Origin of the sequence: Pseudoalteromonas sp. C8 (assembly GCF_011378685.1) — a bacterium.
GTDB classification, from domain to species: domain Bacteria; phylum Pseudomonadota; class Gammaproteobacteria; order Enterobacterales; family Alteromonadaceae; genus Pseudoalteromonas; species Pseudoalteromonas arctica.
Genome location: NZ_WTKT01000002.1, coordinates 91,766 through 110,182 on the forward strand (window position 1 = coordinate 91,766; position 18,417 = coordinate 110,182).

At 38.0% G+C, this 18,417-nt stretch carries 15 protein-coding genes; 4 read left to right on the top strand and 11 right to left on the bottom strand.

Translation table 11 applies throughout. From position 1 onward, the window contains the following. Window positions 1-462: a hypothetical protein gene (locus tag GQR39_RS02360; protein WP_024589242.1), complete on the top strand. Its 462-nt coding sequence runs from the start codon at window positions 1-3 to the stop codon at window positions 460-462. Window positions 463-550: 88 nt separating this feature from the next. Here the strand turns inward: GQR39_RS02360 and GQR39_RS02365 are convergent, their stop codons facing one another. From GQR39_RS02365 to GQR39_RS02385, 5 genes are all read right to left on the bottom strand, one after another. Then, the gene (locus GQR39_RS02365; RefSeq protein WP_165734720.1) at window positions 551-1,930 is read right to left on the bottom strand and encodes a VCBS repeat-containing protein; all 1,380 of its coding nucleotides are present in this window, start codon (window positions 1,928-1,930) and stop codon (window positions 551-553) included. A 520-nt stretch (window positions 1,931-2,450) separates the two neighbouring features. Beyond that, entirely contained in the window at window positions 2,451-4,391 is a 1,941-nt protein-coding gene (locus GQR39_RS02370; RefSeq protein WP_165734721.1) for an EAL domain-containing protein, read from the bottom strand. A gap of 261 nt (window positions 4,392-4,652) precedes the next feature. After that, the gene (gene yghU, locus GQR39_RS02375) at window positions 4,653-5,498 is read right to left on the bottom strand and encodes a glutathione-dependent disulfide-bond oxidoreductase (RefSeq protein ID WP_165734722.1); all 846 of its coding nucleotides are present in this window, start codon (window positions 5,496-5,498) and stop codon (window positions 4,653-4,655) included. Window positions 5,499-5,575: 77 nt separating this feature from the next. Beyond that, the gene (locus GQR39_RS02380; RefSeq protein WP_010555361.1) at window positions 5,576-6,157 is read right to left on the bottom strand and encodes a rhomboid family intramembrane serine protease; all 582 of its coding nucleotides are present in this window, start codon (window positions 6,155-6,157) and stop codon (window positions 5,576-5,578) included. A gap of 116 nt (window positions 6,158-6,273) precedes the next feature. After that, complete coding sequence (locus GQR39_RS02385; protein WP_121955668.1) at window positions 6,274-6,957, bottom strand: type 1 glutamine amidotransferase domain-containing protein; 684 nt, start codon at window positions 6,955-6,957, stop codon at window positions 6,274-6,276. A 157-nt stretch (window positions 6,958-7,114) separates the two neighbouring features. On the opposite strand from GQR39_RS02385, the gene GQR39_RS02390 reads away from it, so the two are divergent. Then, window positions 7,115-8,038 carry a LysR family transcriptional regulator gene (locus GQR39_RS02390; RefSeq protein WP_165734723.1) on the top strand — a complete coding sequence of 308 codons (924 nt, stop codon included), beginning with the start codon at window positions 7,115-7,117 and terminating at the stop codon, window positions 8,036-8,038. Window positions 8,039-8,069: 31 nt separating this feature from the next. Here GQR39_RS02390 and GQR39_RS02395 read toward each other — a convergent pair whose 3' ends face one another. The 6 genes from GQR39_RS02395 to GQR39_RS02420 all read right to left on the bottom strand — a co-directional run bounded on the left by GQR39_RS02395 (window position 8,070) and on the right by GQR39_RS02420 (window position 14,615). Then, entirely contained in the window at window positions 8,070-8,804 is a 735-nt protein-coding gene (locus GQR39_RS02395; protein ID WP_165734724.1) for a dienelactone hydrolase family protein, read from the bottom strand. 244 nt (window positions 8,805-9,048) lie between these two features. Continuing rightward, window positions 9,049-10,380, bottom strand: coding sequence for a glycerophosphodiester phosphodiesterase family protein (locus tag GQR39_RS02400; RefSeq protein ID WP_165734725.1), 1,332 nt, complete (start codon window positions 10,378-10,380; stop codon window positions 9,049-9,051). Between the two features lie 74 nt (window positions 10,381-10,454). After that, window positions 10,455-11,300, bottom strand: coding sequence for a carboxylate/amino acid/amine transporter (locus tag GQR39_RS02405; RefSeq protein WP_206007734.1), 846 nt, complete (start codon window positions 11,298-11,300; stop codon window positions 10,455-10,457). 8 nt (window positions 11,301-11,308) lie between these two features. After that, window positions 11,309-11,965, bottom strand: a complete 657-nt coding sequence (locus GQR39_RS02410; protein WP_165734726.1) for a site-2 protease family protein — start codon at window positions 11,963-11,965, stop codon at window positions 11,309-11,311. 96 nt (window positions 11,966-12,061) lie between these two features. After that, on the bottom strand, window positions 12,062-14,197 hold the full coding sequence (locus GQR39_RS02415) for a M3 family metallopeptidase (RefSeq protein WP_165734727.1): 2,136 nt from the start codon (window positions 14,195-14,197) through the stop codon (window positions 12,062-12,064). A 208-nt stretch (window positions 14,198-14,405) separates the two neighbouring features. Further along, window positions 14,406-14,615 (bottom strand): hypothetical protein, encoded by a 210-nt coding sequence (locus GQR39_RS02420; RefSeq protein ID WP_024590275.1) that lies wholly within the window; start codon window positions 14,613-14,615, stop codon window positions 14,406-14,408. A gap of 201 nt (window positions 14,616-14,816) precedes the next feature. On the opposite strand from GQR39_RS02420, the gene GQR39_RS02425 reads away from it, so the two are divergent. Both GQR39_RS02425 and GQR39_RS02430 read left to right on the top strand, forming a co-directional pair. Next, window positions 14,817-15,677, top strand: coding sequence for a mechanosensitive ion channel domain-containing protein (locus GQR39_RS02425; protein ID WP_007581304.1), 861 nt, complete (start codon window positions 14,817-14,819; stop codon window positions 15,675-15,677). 433 nt (window positions 15,678-16,110) lie between these two features. After that, complete coding sequence (locus GQR39_RS02430; RefSeq protein ID WP_165721312.1) at window positions 16,111-18,378, top strand: TonB-dependent receptor; 2,268 nt, start codon at window positions 16,111-16,113, stop codon at window positions 18,376-18,378. The last annotated feature ends 39 nt before the right edge of the window (window positions 18,379-18,417 follow it).

Here is an 18,417-nt window from a genome sequence, read left to right on the forward strand (position 1 = left end):
ATGATTAATAGTATTAACAGTAGTTCTGCGAGTTTTATGCCGCAACAAAGTAGTCAGGCTGCAAAGCTAACAACAGAGCAAAGCGATTTTGTTAAAGAAACGCTTGCAGAGTTTGACGCTGAAAACTTAACCGAAGAAAACGCGCAAAGTATTCAAGCGGCATTTAAAGAACAAGGTATTGAACCAACAAAAGAGCTTGCTGATTTAATGAGCGAACTTGAGTTTGATGCTAAAAGCATTGGTGATGCAGGACGAGTGGAAGGTCAAAGACCGCCACCGCCACCGCCGCCACAGAACTCATTAGAATCAGTAGATACAGACGAAGTAGTCAGCTACTTAGATGAGCTATTAACTGAGTATTCAAGCCAGTTGTCTGATGAAGATAAAGAATCAATCCTTGCATCAGTACAAGAGAAGTTTGGTTTAAGTGAAGGCGATTCACTGCTAAATGTAACTGCTTAGGTGTTATAACTTAGAGTAAAGCTGACTGTTACTCGAAAGTCTTAAGTCCAAAGCTCAACGGTTAACTCTGTTGGGCTTTTTTATTGGCTTAATTTAAGCGTGTTTCTATTTTGCTGGTGCCATCTTCTTCGGTAAATTTAAATACAAAATCTTTTTTACCGTCTTGGTTTATATCTACTAGAAGAATATCTTTATTATTTTTAGGCAGCGTTAGTTTTAATTTTTTACGTTTATCATTTAGGAGTGAGTCTTGCTCTCCGTAATAAATATAGAGCGTTTTTTTACTGTATTTGTATACTGCGTCAATATAGCTGTCGCCGTTAATATCACCTAAATATAGGGCTGGCTCGGAATCATCGCCGTTCATTCCTACTTCCATTTCTAAATCAAGTTCTATACTCGATTTATTGGCAAATGAGCCGTCGGGTTGCTGCTTATAAATGTTCATTTCTACATCTACATCAGTACTGCCACCGCCCAATGCCATAGACGCAATAGTACCTAAGCCAATATCTAAATCCATTTTTTGTAAATCAATTAAGCCATCATTATTAAAATCAGTTTTGAGCAATAACTCACTAGGGCCTTGTGTTTCAAATAAGGTAATGGGCGTATTACTAAAGCCTTTAGCACTTCCTAGGTACAAAGTATGCGCTATTTTTATATCTAACGAATCCATACCTTGCGTTGGCTTAAACTGTCTAGTTGTAAAATCTAGAAATCCGTCGTTATTAATATCAATAATTTGCTTTATTTTGCGAGTTTCGCCATTGCTTAGCTCGCCTAATTCGATGTTAAAATCAATTGAGGTGAGCTTTTGCTCAAAGCCTTCTGGATTAGCAAGTAGTACATCTGCTCCAAAGTCATTTGAAAAAACCAAGTCGCTTAACCCGTCGTGGTTAAAATCAATAACGACGGGTTTATTGTTAATATTAACTTCTAGAGAAAGCCCTTTTCCTGAAAAGCTGCCTTCATACATAGGTGTTTGTTTAAATTTGTTAGGCTTAAAGCTGCCATCTTTATTTTGAATGTATAAAGTACTGCTTGCTAACCCAGGGATGAAAATATCGCTTAGACCGTCGTTGTTGGCATCGAAGACAAAGTCTACTTTTTCAAATTTATCTATTTTTAATTGATTTAGAACCGACTCATAATTAAACAATAGTGTTGGTTTACCAGCTTGGGCTTTGTATACGCCATCACTTGTTAGTACGAGTGCTTGTTTATCGGTAATGTTAGCAAGTGTAGCCACATCAAACCCGATGGCATTTTTTGGTAAAGCAAGTTCACTACTTAGTGATGTGAGTAAATTGATGGCTTCTAGTTGTTTTGATTCTTTATTATATGCAAATAAAATCTCTGAATCGGTTGATACTAATTCATCCGTTGTTTTTATTGCCATTGTTTGAGCTATAGCGCTAATGGGGGTAAGTAAAGTGATGAGTGAATAGCAAAGTGGTTTTATCATGCAAATTCCTTTTTTATATTTAGTTGTATCGTTACATTTTTATTATTCACTTATATAAGCAACATCAGCGCACAACTTAACGTAGGGTCCAGCACTGGCGGTTTGCTAATTAGCGTAAATTTAAACGTAATACACTTATGTAAGTTGGTTTATATTTAGCCTACGCTAATAACTATGTACTAGGTGTAAGTAATTGTAAGATTATGTTTTAAGGAGGGCTTGTTGACCTTTCAGGATTGAACTTTGTTCAACCCAAGGAAGATTTAATCGCGGCGCGAGGTTTGTAACCTAGTAACAAAGAGTCAATCTCCCCTAGGCAGAACCCTTCGGGCAGCGAATGTTTGGTATTTATGCTGCGTTATCGCCTATTTATGGGGAATAACCACACTACATAGGCTCTGCATTGCCTAAATACCAAACAGTATGCTGCAAATTTAACCTCGAAAGATAAACAAGCCCTAATAAGAAAGGTAGTGCAAAACTCATATGGCAGTTAAGCGCTTTTAGCGGGTTTTGGTTATCAACGGCACAGCTTATTTTGCTCATTTAAATAAGCATCTACAAAATCTACTTCCATCGGTTTTGAAAAGTAATAACCTTGCAGGTGAGATACACCAATATTAGTAAGCGTGTTTGCTTGTTCAATAGTTTCAACGCCTTCGGCAACAACAGTAAAATCTAAAGATGAGGCCATTTGTACAATTGCATGAATGATACTTAACCCTCTTTTATCCATATTTTGAATAAAACTTCTGTCTATTTTTACTATATCTACACCAATATCAAGCATGCTTGATAGTGATGAGTAGCCAGTTCCAAAATCATCAATTGAAATACAAAAGCCTTGTTTTTGTAGTGCTTTAACGGCTGTCAAAAATGTGAGTTTATCTTCGGCAAATACTGATTCGGTAATTTCTATATGCAGATCTTTAGGCTCTACTTGATGATTTTTTACTATTTTTAATACCTTAGTTACAAAATCTGGATCTTGTAATTGGATTACCGATACATTCACGCTTACTGCAATTTTCTCCGGTAAATGATTGAATTTTTTTGCTTGTATACATGCTTGTTCTATGACCCAGAGGCCCATTTGGGTTATTAACCCGTATTGCTCGGCAATAATTATAAACTCATCAGGGAAAATATTTTCACCGTCTAGTTGCCAACGTAATAATGATTCGAAAGAGGTTACTTTTGATGTTTTGCTATCTATAATTGGCTGAAATACTAGCCTTAAACTGTTTTCTTCTATAGCACTGGCTAACCGTCGACTTAAAAGATACTCTCTTTCTTGTTTTAATTTGAGTGAATCGTTATAAATATTGATATTACCTTTAGCAATGCGTTTTTGGTGATACATAGCAGTATCAGCAGAGCGAATTAAGGTATTTAAGTCGTTCCCGTGCTCAGGGTACATGGCAATCCCCATCGTTGCTGATATCCACTTTTGATATTTATATGTTTCATGCTCGGCACTAATACTTTGAAGTACTTTATTAGCAAATTCGATAAGCTCAGCTTGATTTTGATAGGTTGCTAAAATTAAAAACTCATCTCCGCCCCATCGACATTTAAAAAGTTGTTGGTTACATACATTACTAATTCTCAGTGCTATTTCTTTTAATACTTTGTCGCCTACTTTATGCCCCAATGAATCATTTATTTGTTTAAAGCCATCTAAATCTACAAATAATAAAGCAAAGGGTTCTTTAGGGTTATCTGCTAGTTGTTTGTTTGCATTTTTTAAAAATGCGGTACGGTTTAATAGATTTGTGAGTGGATCGGTATTCGATAAGCGGTAAATTTCTTCAGTGCGTTGTTCGACCTTGTTTTCCACTTCATTAAGCAGCTCTCTGTTTTGGTTTTTGAGCTTGATTGCACTGTGTGTAAATGTGGCTGATTTGTACGAAGAGGCAATCATGATTGTGGCAAAAGTTAAACCTAATAACCCCAATACGTGTTGGTAGTGATCGTTTGAAAGCGCTAGCAAAAAAGAGTAGGGCGCCAATAAAGTAAAACTATATAGAACAGCGGTAAAACGACTTCCAGACAGCAAATTTGCAGAGCCACCGGCAAGCGCCGATAAAATAGCGATGGTCGTAGTAACTTCCACCGTAGATGAAGTGCTATGAAACCAAAGAGCATAACCACACCAAGACACGGCTGTTGATATACAGCCAATAGCAAAGCGATTTAGATAAGAATGTGTGTTGTAAGGTTGGCGAGAATTTTGAGCTTTCAAAAAAAGCCCTACATCAATAATACGTAAAGTAAGCACGCACATCATTATGCCTAACCAGACTACTTTATCGTGGTTAGTTTTCTCATTAGTTATATCAAAAGCAAATACTAAAGCAACGCTGACTAGTACAGAGACTGCAATTCCGGAAATAGCATTCGAGTATAAAATTTTGAGCGCTTCTTTTCGCTCATTATTACTTAAATTGTTATATGGCACTAATTAAAACCTTTTTCAAAAACAACCCCTAGGAAATTAAGTAAACCATTTAGCAAATTACACTAATACAATACTGGTAATACAAAGAGCTTAATAAGCCTTTACGCAGCTAAATAAAACTTTAATGTAAAGTAAATATAGTTTACGGGAGGGATAAAAAAAGTTTAAAAAGTAAAAAGGCCCAAAATAAATATTTATTTTGAGCCTTAAAATTATCAAGCAGGTTAAAGTGTTAACGACTTTACTTGCTGTTCTATAGATTTAACCATCGAAATCGCTATCGTTATGGCGCTCTGCCATTTGCTCTTCTTCAGGACCCCATGTGCGATTTACGCGACGACCACGCTTAACAGCGGGGCGCTCTGATATTTGCGTAGCCCAGCGTACAACATGGGTGTATGAGGCAACATCTAAAAACTCTGCTGCATCATATAAAGCTCCAAGCACTAACGATCCGTACCACGGCCAAATTGCAATATCGGCAATTGAGTATTCATCACCTGCCATGTATTCATTTTCGCTTAAATGGCGATTTAACACGTCAAGCTGGCGTTTAGTTTCCATGGTAAAACGGTCAATAGGGTATTGCATTTTACTTGGTGCGTAGCTATAAAAATGACCAAATCCGCCACCTAAGTAAGGCGCTGAGCCCATTTGCCAAAATAGCCAGTTACGACACTCAGTTTTAGCTTTTAAATCCTTAGGGATGAGTACATCAAATTTTTCAGCTAAATACTGTAAAATAGAACCAGATTCAAAGATTCGAGTAGGCGGCGTGGTTGAATGATCCATTAGCGCTGGGATTTTTGAGTTTGGATTAATATCAACAAAGTCAGATCCAAACTGATCGCCATCACCTATGTTTATTAAATATGCGTCATAGTCTGCATCGGTGCAACCAAGCTGTAAAAGCTCTTCAAACATGATTGTAGCTTTTTGGCCATTAGGTGTCGCAAGAGAATAAAGCTGAAATGCGTGCTCACCAATAGGTAGAGTTTTGTCATGAGTCGCGCCTGCAATTGGGCGGTTAATGCTGGCAAACTTACCGCCACTTTCACTTTCCCACGTCCATACTTTTGGTGGCGTGTATTCGTTTTTATCACTCATAAATAACCTCTGTTAGATGAAATACATATATGGTAAATGTGGCCATAAAAAATTAATTAAAGGCCCTAATACTTAATTTACCGACCTTTTAATTTATCGGCTTTTGCTAATCTATAACCTAAAAACAACCCGCTTAGCGCTCCAAATAAATGGCTTTCAAACGATACATGATAGCGCTGAGGTAAAACACCCCATATAAAACCGCTATAAAGTATAGCCACTACAACTGCAATTATAATTGATTTTAATGAGCGTCTTACTAAGCCGTAGCATAGAATAAAGCCCCATAAACCATATATAACACCGCTTAAACCAACATGTATGTTACTGCGCCCAAATGCCCAAACTAAGAGTCCACCGACTAGAGCGGTAAAAATAAATACGTTATAAAAACGTTTTACGCTGTACTGGCAAATTAGCCAGCTTAATACTACAAATGGGATCATATTACTGGCAAAGTGCCACCAGCTACCATGTAAAAAAGGTGCGCATAGTATGCCAATTAATCCTTGGATACTGCGTGGATATATGCCTAAACCATTAAGATTTATGCCAGGTAGACTATTGATCACCTGTAGTACGAAGCAAATAACAACAATACTAAATATTGCGAAACGGGTACTAGTTAGTAATGACAGTGTGGTTGGCTTGGTTGCCATATAATCGCCCTAATTGACTTTAAGAGTTGCCAGTATAGGAATTGTATTTGCTAATGAAAAGCAATTAAAAAAGCACAGCATAAAATGCTGTGCTTAATTTTAATTATTACTCACTATTAACCTAATTTAGTTAATAGTTTTTTTGCAGCTAGTTCAGAGCTTGCAGGGTTTTGGCCGGTAATTACTAAACCGTCTTCTAGTGCTAATACACCCCAGTCGTCAGTTTTTTGATAATCGCCACCTTTTTTAATTAGCTCGTCTTCAACTAAAAATGGCACGATATCGGTAAGTTGCACTGCAGCTTCTTCAGAGTTAGTAAAACCAGTTACTTTTTTACCCGCTACTAATGCATTGCCATCAGCATCTTTAACATTTAAAAATGCAGCACTTGCATGGCATACCGCAGCAACAGGCTTTTGCTCTTTAATAAAGCTTTCGATAAGCGAAATTGAATCAGTGTTGTCAACTAGGTCCCATAATGGACCGTGACCGCCTGGGTAAAATACAGCGTCAAAATCGCTAGATTTTACTTCACTCAACACTTTAGTGTTTGCCATAAGTGTTTGTGCTGCGCTATCGGCGTCGTAACGTTTAGTTGCATCTGTTTGAAAATCGACAAGTGTACTTGTCGGATCAATTGGTGGTTGACCACCAGCTGGAGACGCTAATGTTACTTCAACGCCTGCATCAACAAATGCATAGTAAGGGGCTGCAAATTCTTCTACCCAAAAACCTGTTTTTTCGCCAGTGTTACCAAGTTCTGCGTGAGATGTAAGAACCATAAGTATTTTTTTAGACATTGAATATATTCCTTCTGATGATTTGAATTAGTTTATCTTGCTTACCAATTACTATATGCACTAACAGAGCTTTAAACAACGATGATAAATTTAACTTTATTGGTTTAATAATTGATACAATAAGTGGGTTGAATTTAAAACACGCTACGGAGCACACATGAAGGTGTCGTTTGAGCAGTTAAAGAGCATGGTCGTATTTGCGCAAATTGTAGAGCAAGGCAGTTTAACCGCTGCCGCTAAACAGTTAGGGCTTACCCGAGCCGTAGCAAGTTATCATTTAAAAAAGTTAGAAACTCAGCTTGAAGTTACTTTATTAAATCGATCGACTCGTACCATGGCACTCACTGAGGCGGGCATTGCTTACTATGAACGTTGTAGAATAATTACCGAACAAGCTAATGCGGCTAACCAACAAATAGAAAATATAAAGAGTGAGCCACAAGGTTTACTTAAAATTAGCTGCCCTGTAAATGTAGGAATGCAGCTAATTGTGCCCGCAATAAATACGTTTAAGCGCCAATACCCTAAAATTGAAATAGATTTACAGCTTACTGACGATGTGGTTGATATTATTAAAAATGGGTTCGATTTTGCAATTAGAGGCGTGGCACTTAGCGATTCGAACTTGCAAGCAACCAAGCTTACAACAATGAGTACCTGCATTTGTGGTGCACCAGATTATTTTACACATTTTGGGAAGCCTAAAACCCCTTTAGAATTGGCAGATCATCAATGGGTGGTTTATCAGCTAGGAAGTAAAACCTTAACGCTTTCAAAAGATGGCAAAAAACACGATATTACAATGCAAGGCGGGTTAAGTACCAATAACGCAGCTGCACGTACTGCCTTTGTAGAAGCGGGGCATGGCATTGGGCGTATTCCGCTTTACGATGCGTGGCCAAAAGTACAAGCAGGGCTGCTTGAAATAATATTAGATGATTATAAAAGTAAAGATATAGAGCTTTATGGTGTATTTCCGCCAGGAGCTGCGGGTTCTAAAAAGCTACGATTATTTATTGATTACTTAAAAGCCTACTTTGTAAAACAGCATACCGCTTTAGGTATGCTGAAAAGTGTTTAATTATTTCGCTTTTAAAGCATTTATAAAATACTTATAAAGTACGGCTAAATAATGCCACCGCTTGTTGATACATATTAATTGCAAGGGCTGCATCGTATCGCTCACCTTCATCACGCATAAAGGCATGTTGGGCATTAACTTCTTGCCATTGGTAATTAATGCCCGTGCTTACACATTGCTGGTATATTCTAGTACGGCCTTCCTTTGGCACATGCGGGTCTTGTTTACCCCATATAAAGTGAATTTCGCCTTGTATATCAGCCATGCGTTCAAATGAGTTATTACCTGGTTTTGCAGGTAATGTGTTGCTGTGAATATCAGTAGCGTATAAGCAAAAAGCCGCTTTAATTTCAGGGTTAAGCGCTGCTCTATAAGCTAAGTGACCGCCAATACATACGCCCATTGCGCCGACGGTGCCTGTGCAATAGCTTTGCAATCTAATGAAGTCGATCATAGTTTGTGTGTCGCTGTCGTGGTGCTCAAGTGGCTTTGCCCACTTATCGGCATTGCCTTTGTCTTTACCTGTATCATCATAAGCAAGCACAGTGCCTATAGGATTTAACTCATGAAACACTTCAGGCACTAACACTACAAAGCCATGGCTTGCTAAAATAGCTGCGCTGCGTGCAATAGGTGCAGTTTGCTGAAATATTTCAGAATAAAAAATAATAGCAGGGAACTGTCCTTGCGCCTGAGGGCGATATACTGTTGTTCGCATTAAACCTGTAGGTGTTGGCAAGTCTGCATTATGTTGTTGGATTATCATAAAAGCGCTCAGTTAAATAAAATTATATATAATGATATGGTAACTGAGCGCGATAAAATAAACGACTTTTGTTGTTGAGTATTTATACCAACCTGCATAAATCTTTGATCAATTTAACGAATTAAATTTCACTATAACGTCGTTAAAAATTTTTTATTTAGAACAACTAGATAAAAAAATTTTTGCCTAGTTCTAGCGTAATTTTCTTAACGTTAAATAGACCCCATATATAAGCAGATTGGTATTAAATACTTGCAGGCATTTTATTACAACTAGCGTAATAACTTACGGTAGCCGGCCAATCTGAAAATATAGCCATTACCCCTACGTCTTGTGCGAGCACATCAACGACCGTCATCATATCGCCATCGTTATCTATAACATCAGCAATTGATTGATAGTAATAACCACCACCTTCATTAAGCGGACCTGAGCGCTCAAGGCTCCATGCAATAAGCTCTAAACCTGCTGCTTTAGCGTCAATTGCGTATTGTGATGGCACAATATTGCTTTCGTTATCTATTGTTAGCATCATCCAAATTGGAGGGGCTAAAATTTTAACGCCATCAGCCACTAACTCATCCATACCCGGTTGCCATGTTTGTGGGTTACTTGTATCGAATCCGGCTTCACTGTCGCGACCATCTAGGTATACGCTTTTATCTGCAAAGTCAGGGTTAGTGTTAATCCAGTATTTTACGTCATCAAGGTTAAACGATTGCGGATAAACTTTTGAGGCTGGCACGCCCATTTGTGTGTACTCGTCTAGCATTTTTTGCGCATATTGCTCTTGCGTCATTCCATCAAATGGCATGCTTACTTGTGGCGATTTAAGTTCTGGGGTCATTTTTACCCCCATCTCATTAAATAATGCAATGCTTTGCTTATGGGTCATTAATGTACCTTGGGTAGCATATAAATCAGTGCGCCAATTTGGAGTACCATCCATGTAATCAGCAATGGTAGTTGCATTAATGTTTGCACCATCCATTTTACCTTCAAGCGTTAAAAATTCCGCTAAGCTTATATCACTGGTACAGCACTTAGCTGAAGCGGCAATACCATTAGTAGGGTCTGCGGATGTAAAAGGGACACTACATTTAGCTGCAAGTTCAGGAATGGCTAAAATATTAGTTGTGGTGTGTAAGTCGCATTGAGAGTGGCGACAAACAAGCTCTTTGTCGTTTGTAAATGTAACATCGCATTCAACAATGCCTGCGCCCATTCTGGCTGCAGCAATGTAGGCTTCTTTAGTGTGTTCAGGGTATTGCATTGATGCACCGCGATGACCAATAGAAAAGTCAGTACGATAAAAAGGACCTTCTTTGCACGACTCTAATTGTGTTTTTAAAGCGCTGTCGCTCATATCATTGACTAAATAATATGGACGAGTGCCTAGTTGAATATCTGGAGCGTTACCGTTTGGCACTTCTACAATAACAGGCGTAGGTACTTCAATAATCTCAACTTCGGTGCTGGTAACAACGACTTCTTTTTCTACTATTTCTACATCGTCATCGCAGCCTGTAAGCGTGGCTAACAATATACAGCTTGTAAGTAAGGTAATACGCTTCATTGTTTATCCTTAAAAAGTAAAATTTTTACTACCTTAATGATTATTAATGACAACTTAGCTACAAGCTTATTAATTTACTTTTTATTAATAATTTGATTCACCAATAATGCACCTAACATTATAGCTGCCCCAATACTTAACCTAACTATATCTGCATCTCTATTCCAAATAAGCACGTTAACAATAATCCCAGCTGGGATTAGTAAGTTATTCATGACTGCCAGAGCTCCAACGTTGACGAGTGTTGCGCCTTTATTCCACATAAAGTAACCAAGGCCTGATGCAACGACTCCTAAATAAACCAGTATGCCCCACTGGGTGGAAGTGGTTGGTAATTTGTTTGAGTTACCAAATAACGCATAACAAATTGTGGCAATAATAAGTGCGCCTATAAAAAACCACCCAAATACGGTTTTATCGTCAAGCTGATTGCTATTCATTAATCGTTTGTAGGTAACTTGGCCTACAGCAAAACTTATATTCGCGCCTTGAACGAGTAATAAGCCGATTATAAAATTGCTATTTAGGTTTTCGTAACGAATGGTAATTGCACCGATTACAGCAATAAGCGCGACTATAAAAAAGCGTGGGTTAAAGTGTCTGTTCAATGCATCATTTAGCAAGGTAATGTACAAAGGGGTCATTACTGTAAATAGTAGTACTTCCGGGACGGTTAAAAATAAAAATGAGTGGTAGTAAAAGCTATACATAACACCAAGTTGTATAGCGCCAATCAGCATAAGCTTTAAGGCTAAAGGTTTAGGAGTATGTTTAAGCTTTAAAAATGGTAAAAATACGAGAGTTGCTAGTGTTATGCGAATTAACACACTAAACCAAGCATCAACTTGGCCGGCTAAATACACGCCAATTAAACTAAATGAAAATGCCCAAAGTAAAGTTACTGCAAATAAATATCCCATAGCTAAGATTATTCACTTTTCTTAAGTGTTACTTTAGTTTTAAATTTATTATTATTGTTATCAATATATTCAACTTCAATAATGTCATTAGGTTTTTTAGTAGCGATCTCTTGCTGAAATATAGAAGTGTTATTATAGTATCGGCCATTAATAGTTAAAAGTTTCATACCTTCTTTAAGACCTGCTTCATCGGCAGCCGAGTTTGAAGTAACATATTTGATAAGACCGTTGTTGTCCGCAATAATACCAAATCTTACTTTTGAGTAAATAGCCGCAATACCATACAAGTGCGGTCGTTGTATTTGATTGGCAAGCATAACACCATTACCGTAAGTACCAAGAATCTCATCTTTTGATATTTCTTTATTCGTAATTAGTACTATTTCGGCTCCAGCTTTCGACGCTTCCTCTTTTAATGTGTTAATTAATACTTCATTGTTGGCGTAACCATTTCCATGAGCTGCAATATTAGCTAGCTCAATAATCGGGCGCGAGGGCAAGTTATCTAGCGTGTAGACTTCAATTTCATCTGGTGTAATATTCACTCTTTCAACGTCTGAAGCCAGTGGGCGAAATTCATGGACACCTTTAGCCATACCACATGCATTTAATAATAATATCAATAATGTTACAGATACAGCTCTAAAACAGATAATAAAGTTCATTTCATTCCTTGAATATATTTATGGGTATATATTGAGTTAATCATAAGCTAAAAGTAAGAATGAGAGTGCATACTCTCATTCTTATAAGTATAAAACTTAATTAACTAAACCACGGCGCTTAAGTAGTGCGTCGGTTGTTGGTTTTTGACCTCTAAATTCAATATAGCTTTGCATTAAGTCGCGGCTGTTACCTTTAGATAGGATTTCTTTACGGAACTTGTCACCATTTTTACGGGTTAAGCCACCATTGTTTTCCATATGTGCAAAGGCATCTGCTGCAAATACTTCAGTCCACAGGTACGCGTAGTAGCCAGCTGAATAACCACCTGCAAATGTGTGGCTAAAGAAGTTTGATTTATAACGCGGTGGTACAGGGTAGTAAGCAATACCATGCTTTTCTAATGCGTCTTGCTCAAACTTTTGAACGTCAGTAATTTTCTTATCAGAACCAAATGAATGCCATTCCATATCAAGTAGGGCAGCGGCTAAATATTCAGTAGTGCCGTAACCTTGGTTGAATTTTTGCGATTCAAGTACTTTATCAAGTAAAGCTTGTGGAATTGGCTCACCTGTTTTGTAATGTTTCGCATAGTTAGCAAGAACGGTTGGTTCAATCATCCAATCTTCATTTGCTTGTGACGGAAACTCAACAAAGTCACGCGCCGTTGCAGTACCCGCGAGGCTTGGGTATTTTACGTCTGAGAATAAACCGTGTGCAGCATGACCAAATTCATGGAACATAGTAGACACTTCGTCAAACGTCATTAGCGTAGGCTCGCCTGCAGCAGGTTTTGGAATGTTCTGCGCATTGTAAATAACAGGTTTGGTGCCTTTTAAGCCGCTTTCGCTAACGTATGCACTCATCCATGCGCCGCCACGTTTACCTTCACGTGCATATGGGTCTAAGTAAAATAAACCAATAGCGCTGCCATCAGCGTTAAATACTTCGTATACGGTTACATCTTCATGATAAACAGGCAGGTCTTTATGTTCTTTAAACGTAATACCGTACAGTTTGTTCATTGCAAAGAATAAGCCATCGTGAATAACCGATTGCATTTCAAAGTATGGTTTAACAAGTGCTGGGTCTAAGTTGTACTTTTCTGCACGTACTTTTTCAGCATAAAAAGTCCAATCCCATGGTTTAAGCTCAAAGCTTTCGCCTGAATCGTTAATCACTTTTTGAATAGCGGCTGCTTCAATCTTTGCTTTTTCAACTGCTTTTGGTGCTAGGTCATCAAGGATGCCGTAAACGTTATCAGTTGTTTGTGCCATACGCGACGTCATTACATAAGAAGCCCAATCTTTGTAGCCTAAAAGCTCTGCTTTTTGAGCGCGTAGGTTGGTTTCTTTAATAATAATAGGGCCGTTAGTTTTTGCTGCACGGTTTGCAGAAGCTTTAAAAATTCGCTCACGTAGGTCGCGGTTTTCAAGGCTGCTTAAAATTGGTTGTTGCGTTGTATTTACCAAAGTGATCATGTAGCCGTCTTTGCCCGCTTTTTTAGCTGAAGCTGCAAGGCCTGCAATTTCGCCTTCAGAAAGACCTGCTAATTCACTTTTATCTGTAACTACAATAACGTCTTCTTTAAACGATTTTAAAATGTTTTGTGAAAACGCAGTAGATAGCTGAGCTAGCTCTGAGTTAATTTCACGCATTTTAGCTTTTTCAGCGTCATTTAATTTAGCACCTGCTTTTACAAACTGCTTGTAGTAAAAATCAACTAGGCGTTTATCTTCTGCGTTTAATTTATCTTGATTGTCGTAAATTGTTTGTACGCGCTTAAATAATTCACCGTTTAAGTAAATATCATCTGAGTGAGCTGATAATACAGGCGCCATTTTTTCATCAATACGCTGGTATTCAGCATCTGAAATTAAACCAGATAAGTTATAAAAAGCAGCCGATACGCGATTTAATAGCTCCCCTGACAATTCCATTTTAACTAATGTGTTTTCAAATGTTGCTGGAGCAGGGTTGTTAGCAATGGCTTGTACTTGTGCCGTGTGCTGTGCGATACCTGCATCGAATGCAGCTTCGTAGTCTTTTGTACCAAATTTATCAAACTCTGGTGCCATATATTGCAATGGGCTTGGCTTAAATAAAACATTGTTTGCGTTCATGTCTTGCACTTGTGCTGCGCCTTCTTTTGCCATGTTTTGTGTATCGTTAGATGAACAGGCCGATAATATTAAGGCACTAGCAATAGTAGTGGCGATCAGGGTTTTACGCATAATAACTCCATAGAAAGATTAGCCGGAATAGGCTTTGCGAGTCGAAAAACCTAGTTAACTTATCAAATTTTGGCGTTTATACAATAAAGTTTATCGGTATTAAGGGGGATTTGAACGCAAATTAGCTAATATTTAGCTTTAAGGGAGGTAAAAGTAGCTCTAAAAGTAAACACCTGAGCTATTTAATAAGTCGTTGAGTCATAATTGCTTAGTTATATCCAAGTACAAATTTTCTCTCAGAGCCAAAGTTGCTAGGTTGTTGTTGGCCAAACTCTTTGTTGATAGATGCCAGTGTTTGCTCTTGTTCTGCAAGAAGGCACAAAATTTTATTTCGGTAATCTAGGCTGCTTTCAAATAAATGTAAGTCTACCTGCGGCTGCAAAGTAGCGAGTCTTTGATTTAAAGTAAGTTGTGTCATATGTGATCTCCAGTGCTTGTACACTATTTATATAGCACTCGGTGCAATAAAGAGTTAATAAATTGTTCATAAAAAGTATATTGAACTTATTAACTTGGCGTTTTAGTTATATTATGACTGCTAAACTTACCCAACACTGAACCGCTTTCACTTTATAGCGATTTAAATTTAAAGCGCTCCTTTGCTTGTTTTGGAAAATAAATGACCTTAGAACACATAAACCAAATTCTTGCCTTTGTTGTATTTAGTTACAGCGATGTACACATTACCGTAGCAAAAATTATTAAAGTGCCTTTAATACTTTTCGCTATTTGGTTTATTGTGACGCGTATTGGCAAGCTAATAACAAAAACATTATTGGCAAAAAAGTTAAGCCAAGATGCCGTGCATTTATTTACACGTATCTACTTTATTTTAAGTATCGCTATTTTAATTTTTACATCTTTAGAAGTATTAAGCATACCGCTTACTGCGTTTGCTTTTGTTTCAGGTGCAATAGCCATTGGTGTAGGCTTTGGTGCTCAAAATATTATTAATAACTTTATTAGTGGCTGGATACTAATGTGGGAACGCCCAATACGTATTGGTGACTTTTTAGAGGTAGGCAATGCAAAAGGCGTGGTAGAAACAATTAATACTCGCTCAACGCGTATTCGCCGAAATGACGGCGTACATATGCTTATTCCTAATTCTCAATTGCTCGAAAATACAGTAACAAACTGGACGCTAATAGATGGCAATGCACGCTCATCGGTAAGCGTTGGTGTTGCCTACGGTTCAGACGTGATACTGGTTAAAAAGCTTATTCAACAAGTGCTTGATGATCATGAAGCAATATTAGCTAATCCAAAGTCATCGGTGTTATTTGATGACTTTGCCGATAGCTCGCTCGTATTTAACGCTATTTTTTGGGTGTGCGCCGAGTCTGAAACCATGCTTAGAAAAGTGCGCAGTGATATTCGTTTTAGTATTTACGCTGTATTTGAAAAGCATGATGTAGTGATTGCTTTCCCGCAGCGCGACATTCATATCGACGGTGAAATTGCGTTTAAGCGCTCATAACCTAAATACAGAAGCTATTTAAAGTCATTTTTGGATGGCTTTATCTATATATAAGTAGATGTTTCTATTTTAGGTTAACATGTAAAACAATCCCTTCTTCCTACTCCAGTTTATTAAAGTCAACAAAGGACATATGTCCGCACTATTAGGTTTTTGCATCTAAATAGTGATAAAAATGCGCAATCTTGTAGTTAAATGTTGCAAAAAAGTTTCTAATTATGTCAATATTTATGCAGTAAAATTATTACAAAATGATATAATCTTAATCGTTCGTTCAGCCTTATAGCATCGTTTTTGTACTCTCGATAATAAGGTCCGCGCGCATGACGCAAGTCGCGAAAAATTGAACGAGCCCGCAACTTACCTTCAAGGTATAAGTAGCGCAACACAAAAAACCGTTGAACAAGAGTGCACAAAAAAGGTTAAACCCAACATGAAAGCAATGAAAAGATCTACGTTAGCCACCCTAATCAATGCAACGTTGTTCTCTGCAGTAGCAGGTACTTCATTTTCTTCTTTAGCTGCTGAAGAAAAAACAGCTAAAAAAAGTAATCAACTAGAAGTTATTCAAGTAACAGCTCGTAAACGTGTAGAAAACGCTCAAGAAGTACCAGTAGCAGTATCTGCTCTACAAGGTGATAACCTTGATGCGTATAGCTCAGCTGGTATGGATATTCGTTTTTTAAATGCGAAAATCCCAAGTTTATCTATTGAATCTTCATTTGGTCGTTCATTCCCACGCTTTTACGTTCGTGGTTTAGGTAATACCGATTTCGATTTGAATGCATCACAACCAGTATCACTTGTTGTTGATGAAGTAGTTCAAGAAAATGCAATTTTAAAAGGCTTCCCAGTATTTGATGTTGAACGCGTAGAAGTATTACGTGGTCCTCAAGGAACTTTATTTGGACGTAACACGCCGGCTGGCCTTGTTAAGTTTGATACTGTTAAACCAAGCCAAGAATTTGATGGTTATGGCTCTGTTTCATACGGTAGCCGTGGCGCTGTAGACACAAGTGGTGCTGTAGGTGGTGCTTTAACTGACCGTTTATCTGCTCGTGTTTCATTATTATGGCAAGATAAAGACGATTACATTGATAACCAAGCTCCAGGCTTTGAAGCTAAAGACGAGCAAGGTGGTTACACTGAAAAAGCGGCACGTGTTCAGTTTTTATATGAAGGCGATGATTTTACTGCTTTATTAAACTATCACACACGTGATTTAGATGGCTCGCCAATTGCCTTTCGTGCAAATGTAATTAAAACGGGTACTAACGAGCTAGTAGATAATTATGAAAGTGATGTTGTTTATCAAGATGCAGCATCTCGTTCTACTCAACAAGTAGAATCTGAAGGTGCAAGCTTAAAGCTTGAGTGGGAACTTAAAAATCACACAATCACTTCAATTTCTGCATGGGAAAGTGCTGAAATTTATTCTCGCGCTGACATCGACGGCGGTTACGGTGCTTCTTATATTCCAGATTTCATGGGGCCTGGTTTTATCCCTTTCTCTTCAGAAAGTGCTGATGGCATTCCAGATCACGACCAGTTGACGCAAGAGCTACGCTTATCTAGTAACTTTGATGGCGATTTAAATTATCAAGTAGGTGTTTTTTACTTCGATGAAGAACTAACAATTGAAAACTACAGCTACGATACATTCTCAACCCCCGATGCTGGTGCTTTAAATGGCTATGTTCGTCAACAGCAAGATACTACAGCTTGGGCTGTATTTGGTTCTGTAGATTATACTTTTTCAGATGATTTAAAAGTAACAGCGGGACTTCGCTACTCTGATGACGATAAAGATTTTGTCGCTGACCGTACACTTAGCCCAATTGGCGGTGGTGCTTTACTAGTAGAGCGTGACGTTAGTGACGACCATGTTAGCTGGGACTTATCTGCAAATTATAAAGTAAACGATGATGTTAACTGGTACGGCCGTGTAGCAAATAGCTTCCGCGCACCTAGTTTACAAGGTCGTATTTTGTTTGGTGATGATGTAACAACAGCTGAGTCAGAAACTGTAACATCGTACGAAACGGGTATTAAATCAGACGTGTTAGATGGCCAAGGTCGTGTTAACGCGACTGTGTTTTATTACACAATGGACGACCAGCAACTTACCGCTGTAGGCGGTGGTGCTAACTTTAACCGTTTAGTTAATGCTGATAAAACGACTGGCTATGGTTTTGAGTTAGATACGCAGTGGGTATTAAGCGATGAGTTTAATGCAACGTTTAACTTGAGCTACAATAAAACAGAAATTAAAGATAACGATTTAGCTGTCGCTGTTTGTGCTCAATGTACTGTAACTGACCCAATTAATGGTTCTGGTCTTGCTGTACTTGATGGTAATAGCTTACCGCATGCTCCTGAGTGGATCTCTAACTTTACGCTTCGCTACACTAAAGAACTTGCCGATGGTAACTTCTTCGCTAGCGGTGATATTTCTTATCGCAGTAAAATCAATATGTTCCTTTACGAATCAGTAGAGTTTGAAGGTAAAGAGCTTATTGAAACAGGTTTGCGTACAGGTTACACATGGTCTGAAGGCGATTACGAATACGAAGTAGCCGCTTTTGTTCGTAACTTATTTGACGAGCAACAAGTTATTGGTGCTGTAGACTTTAATAACAATACGGGTATTGTTAACGAAGAACGTTATGTAGGTGCTGAGTTTAAAGTTAGATTTTTCTAACTAATAGCTAAAAGTATTTATTTTAAAAGCCTGCATTGC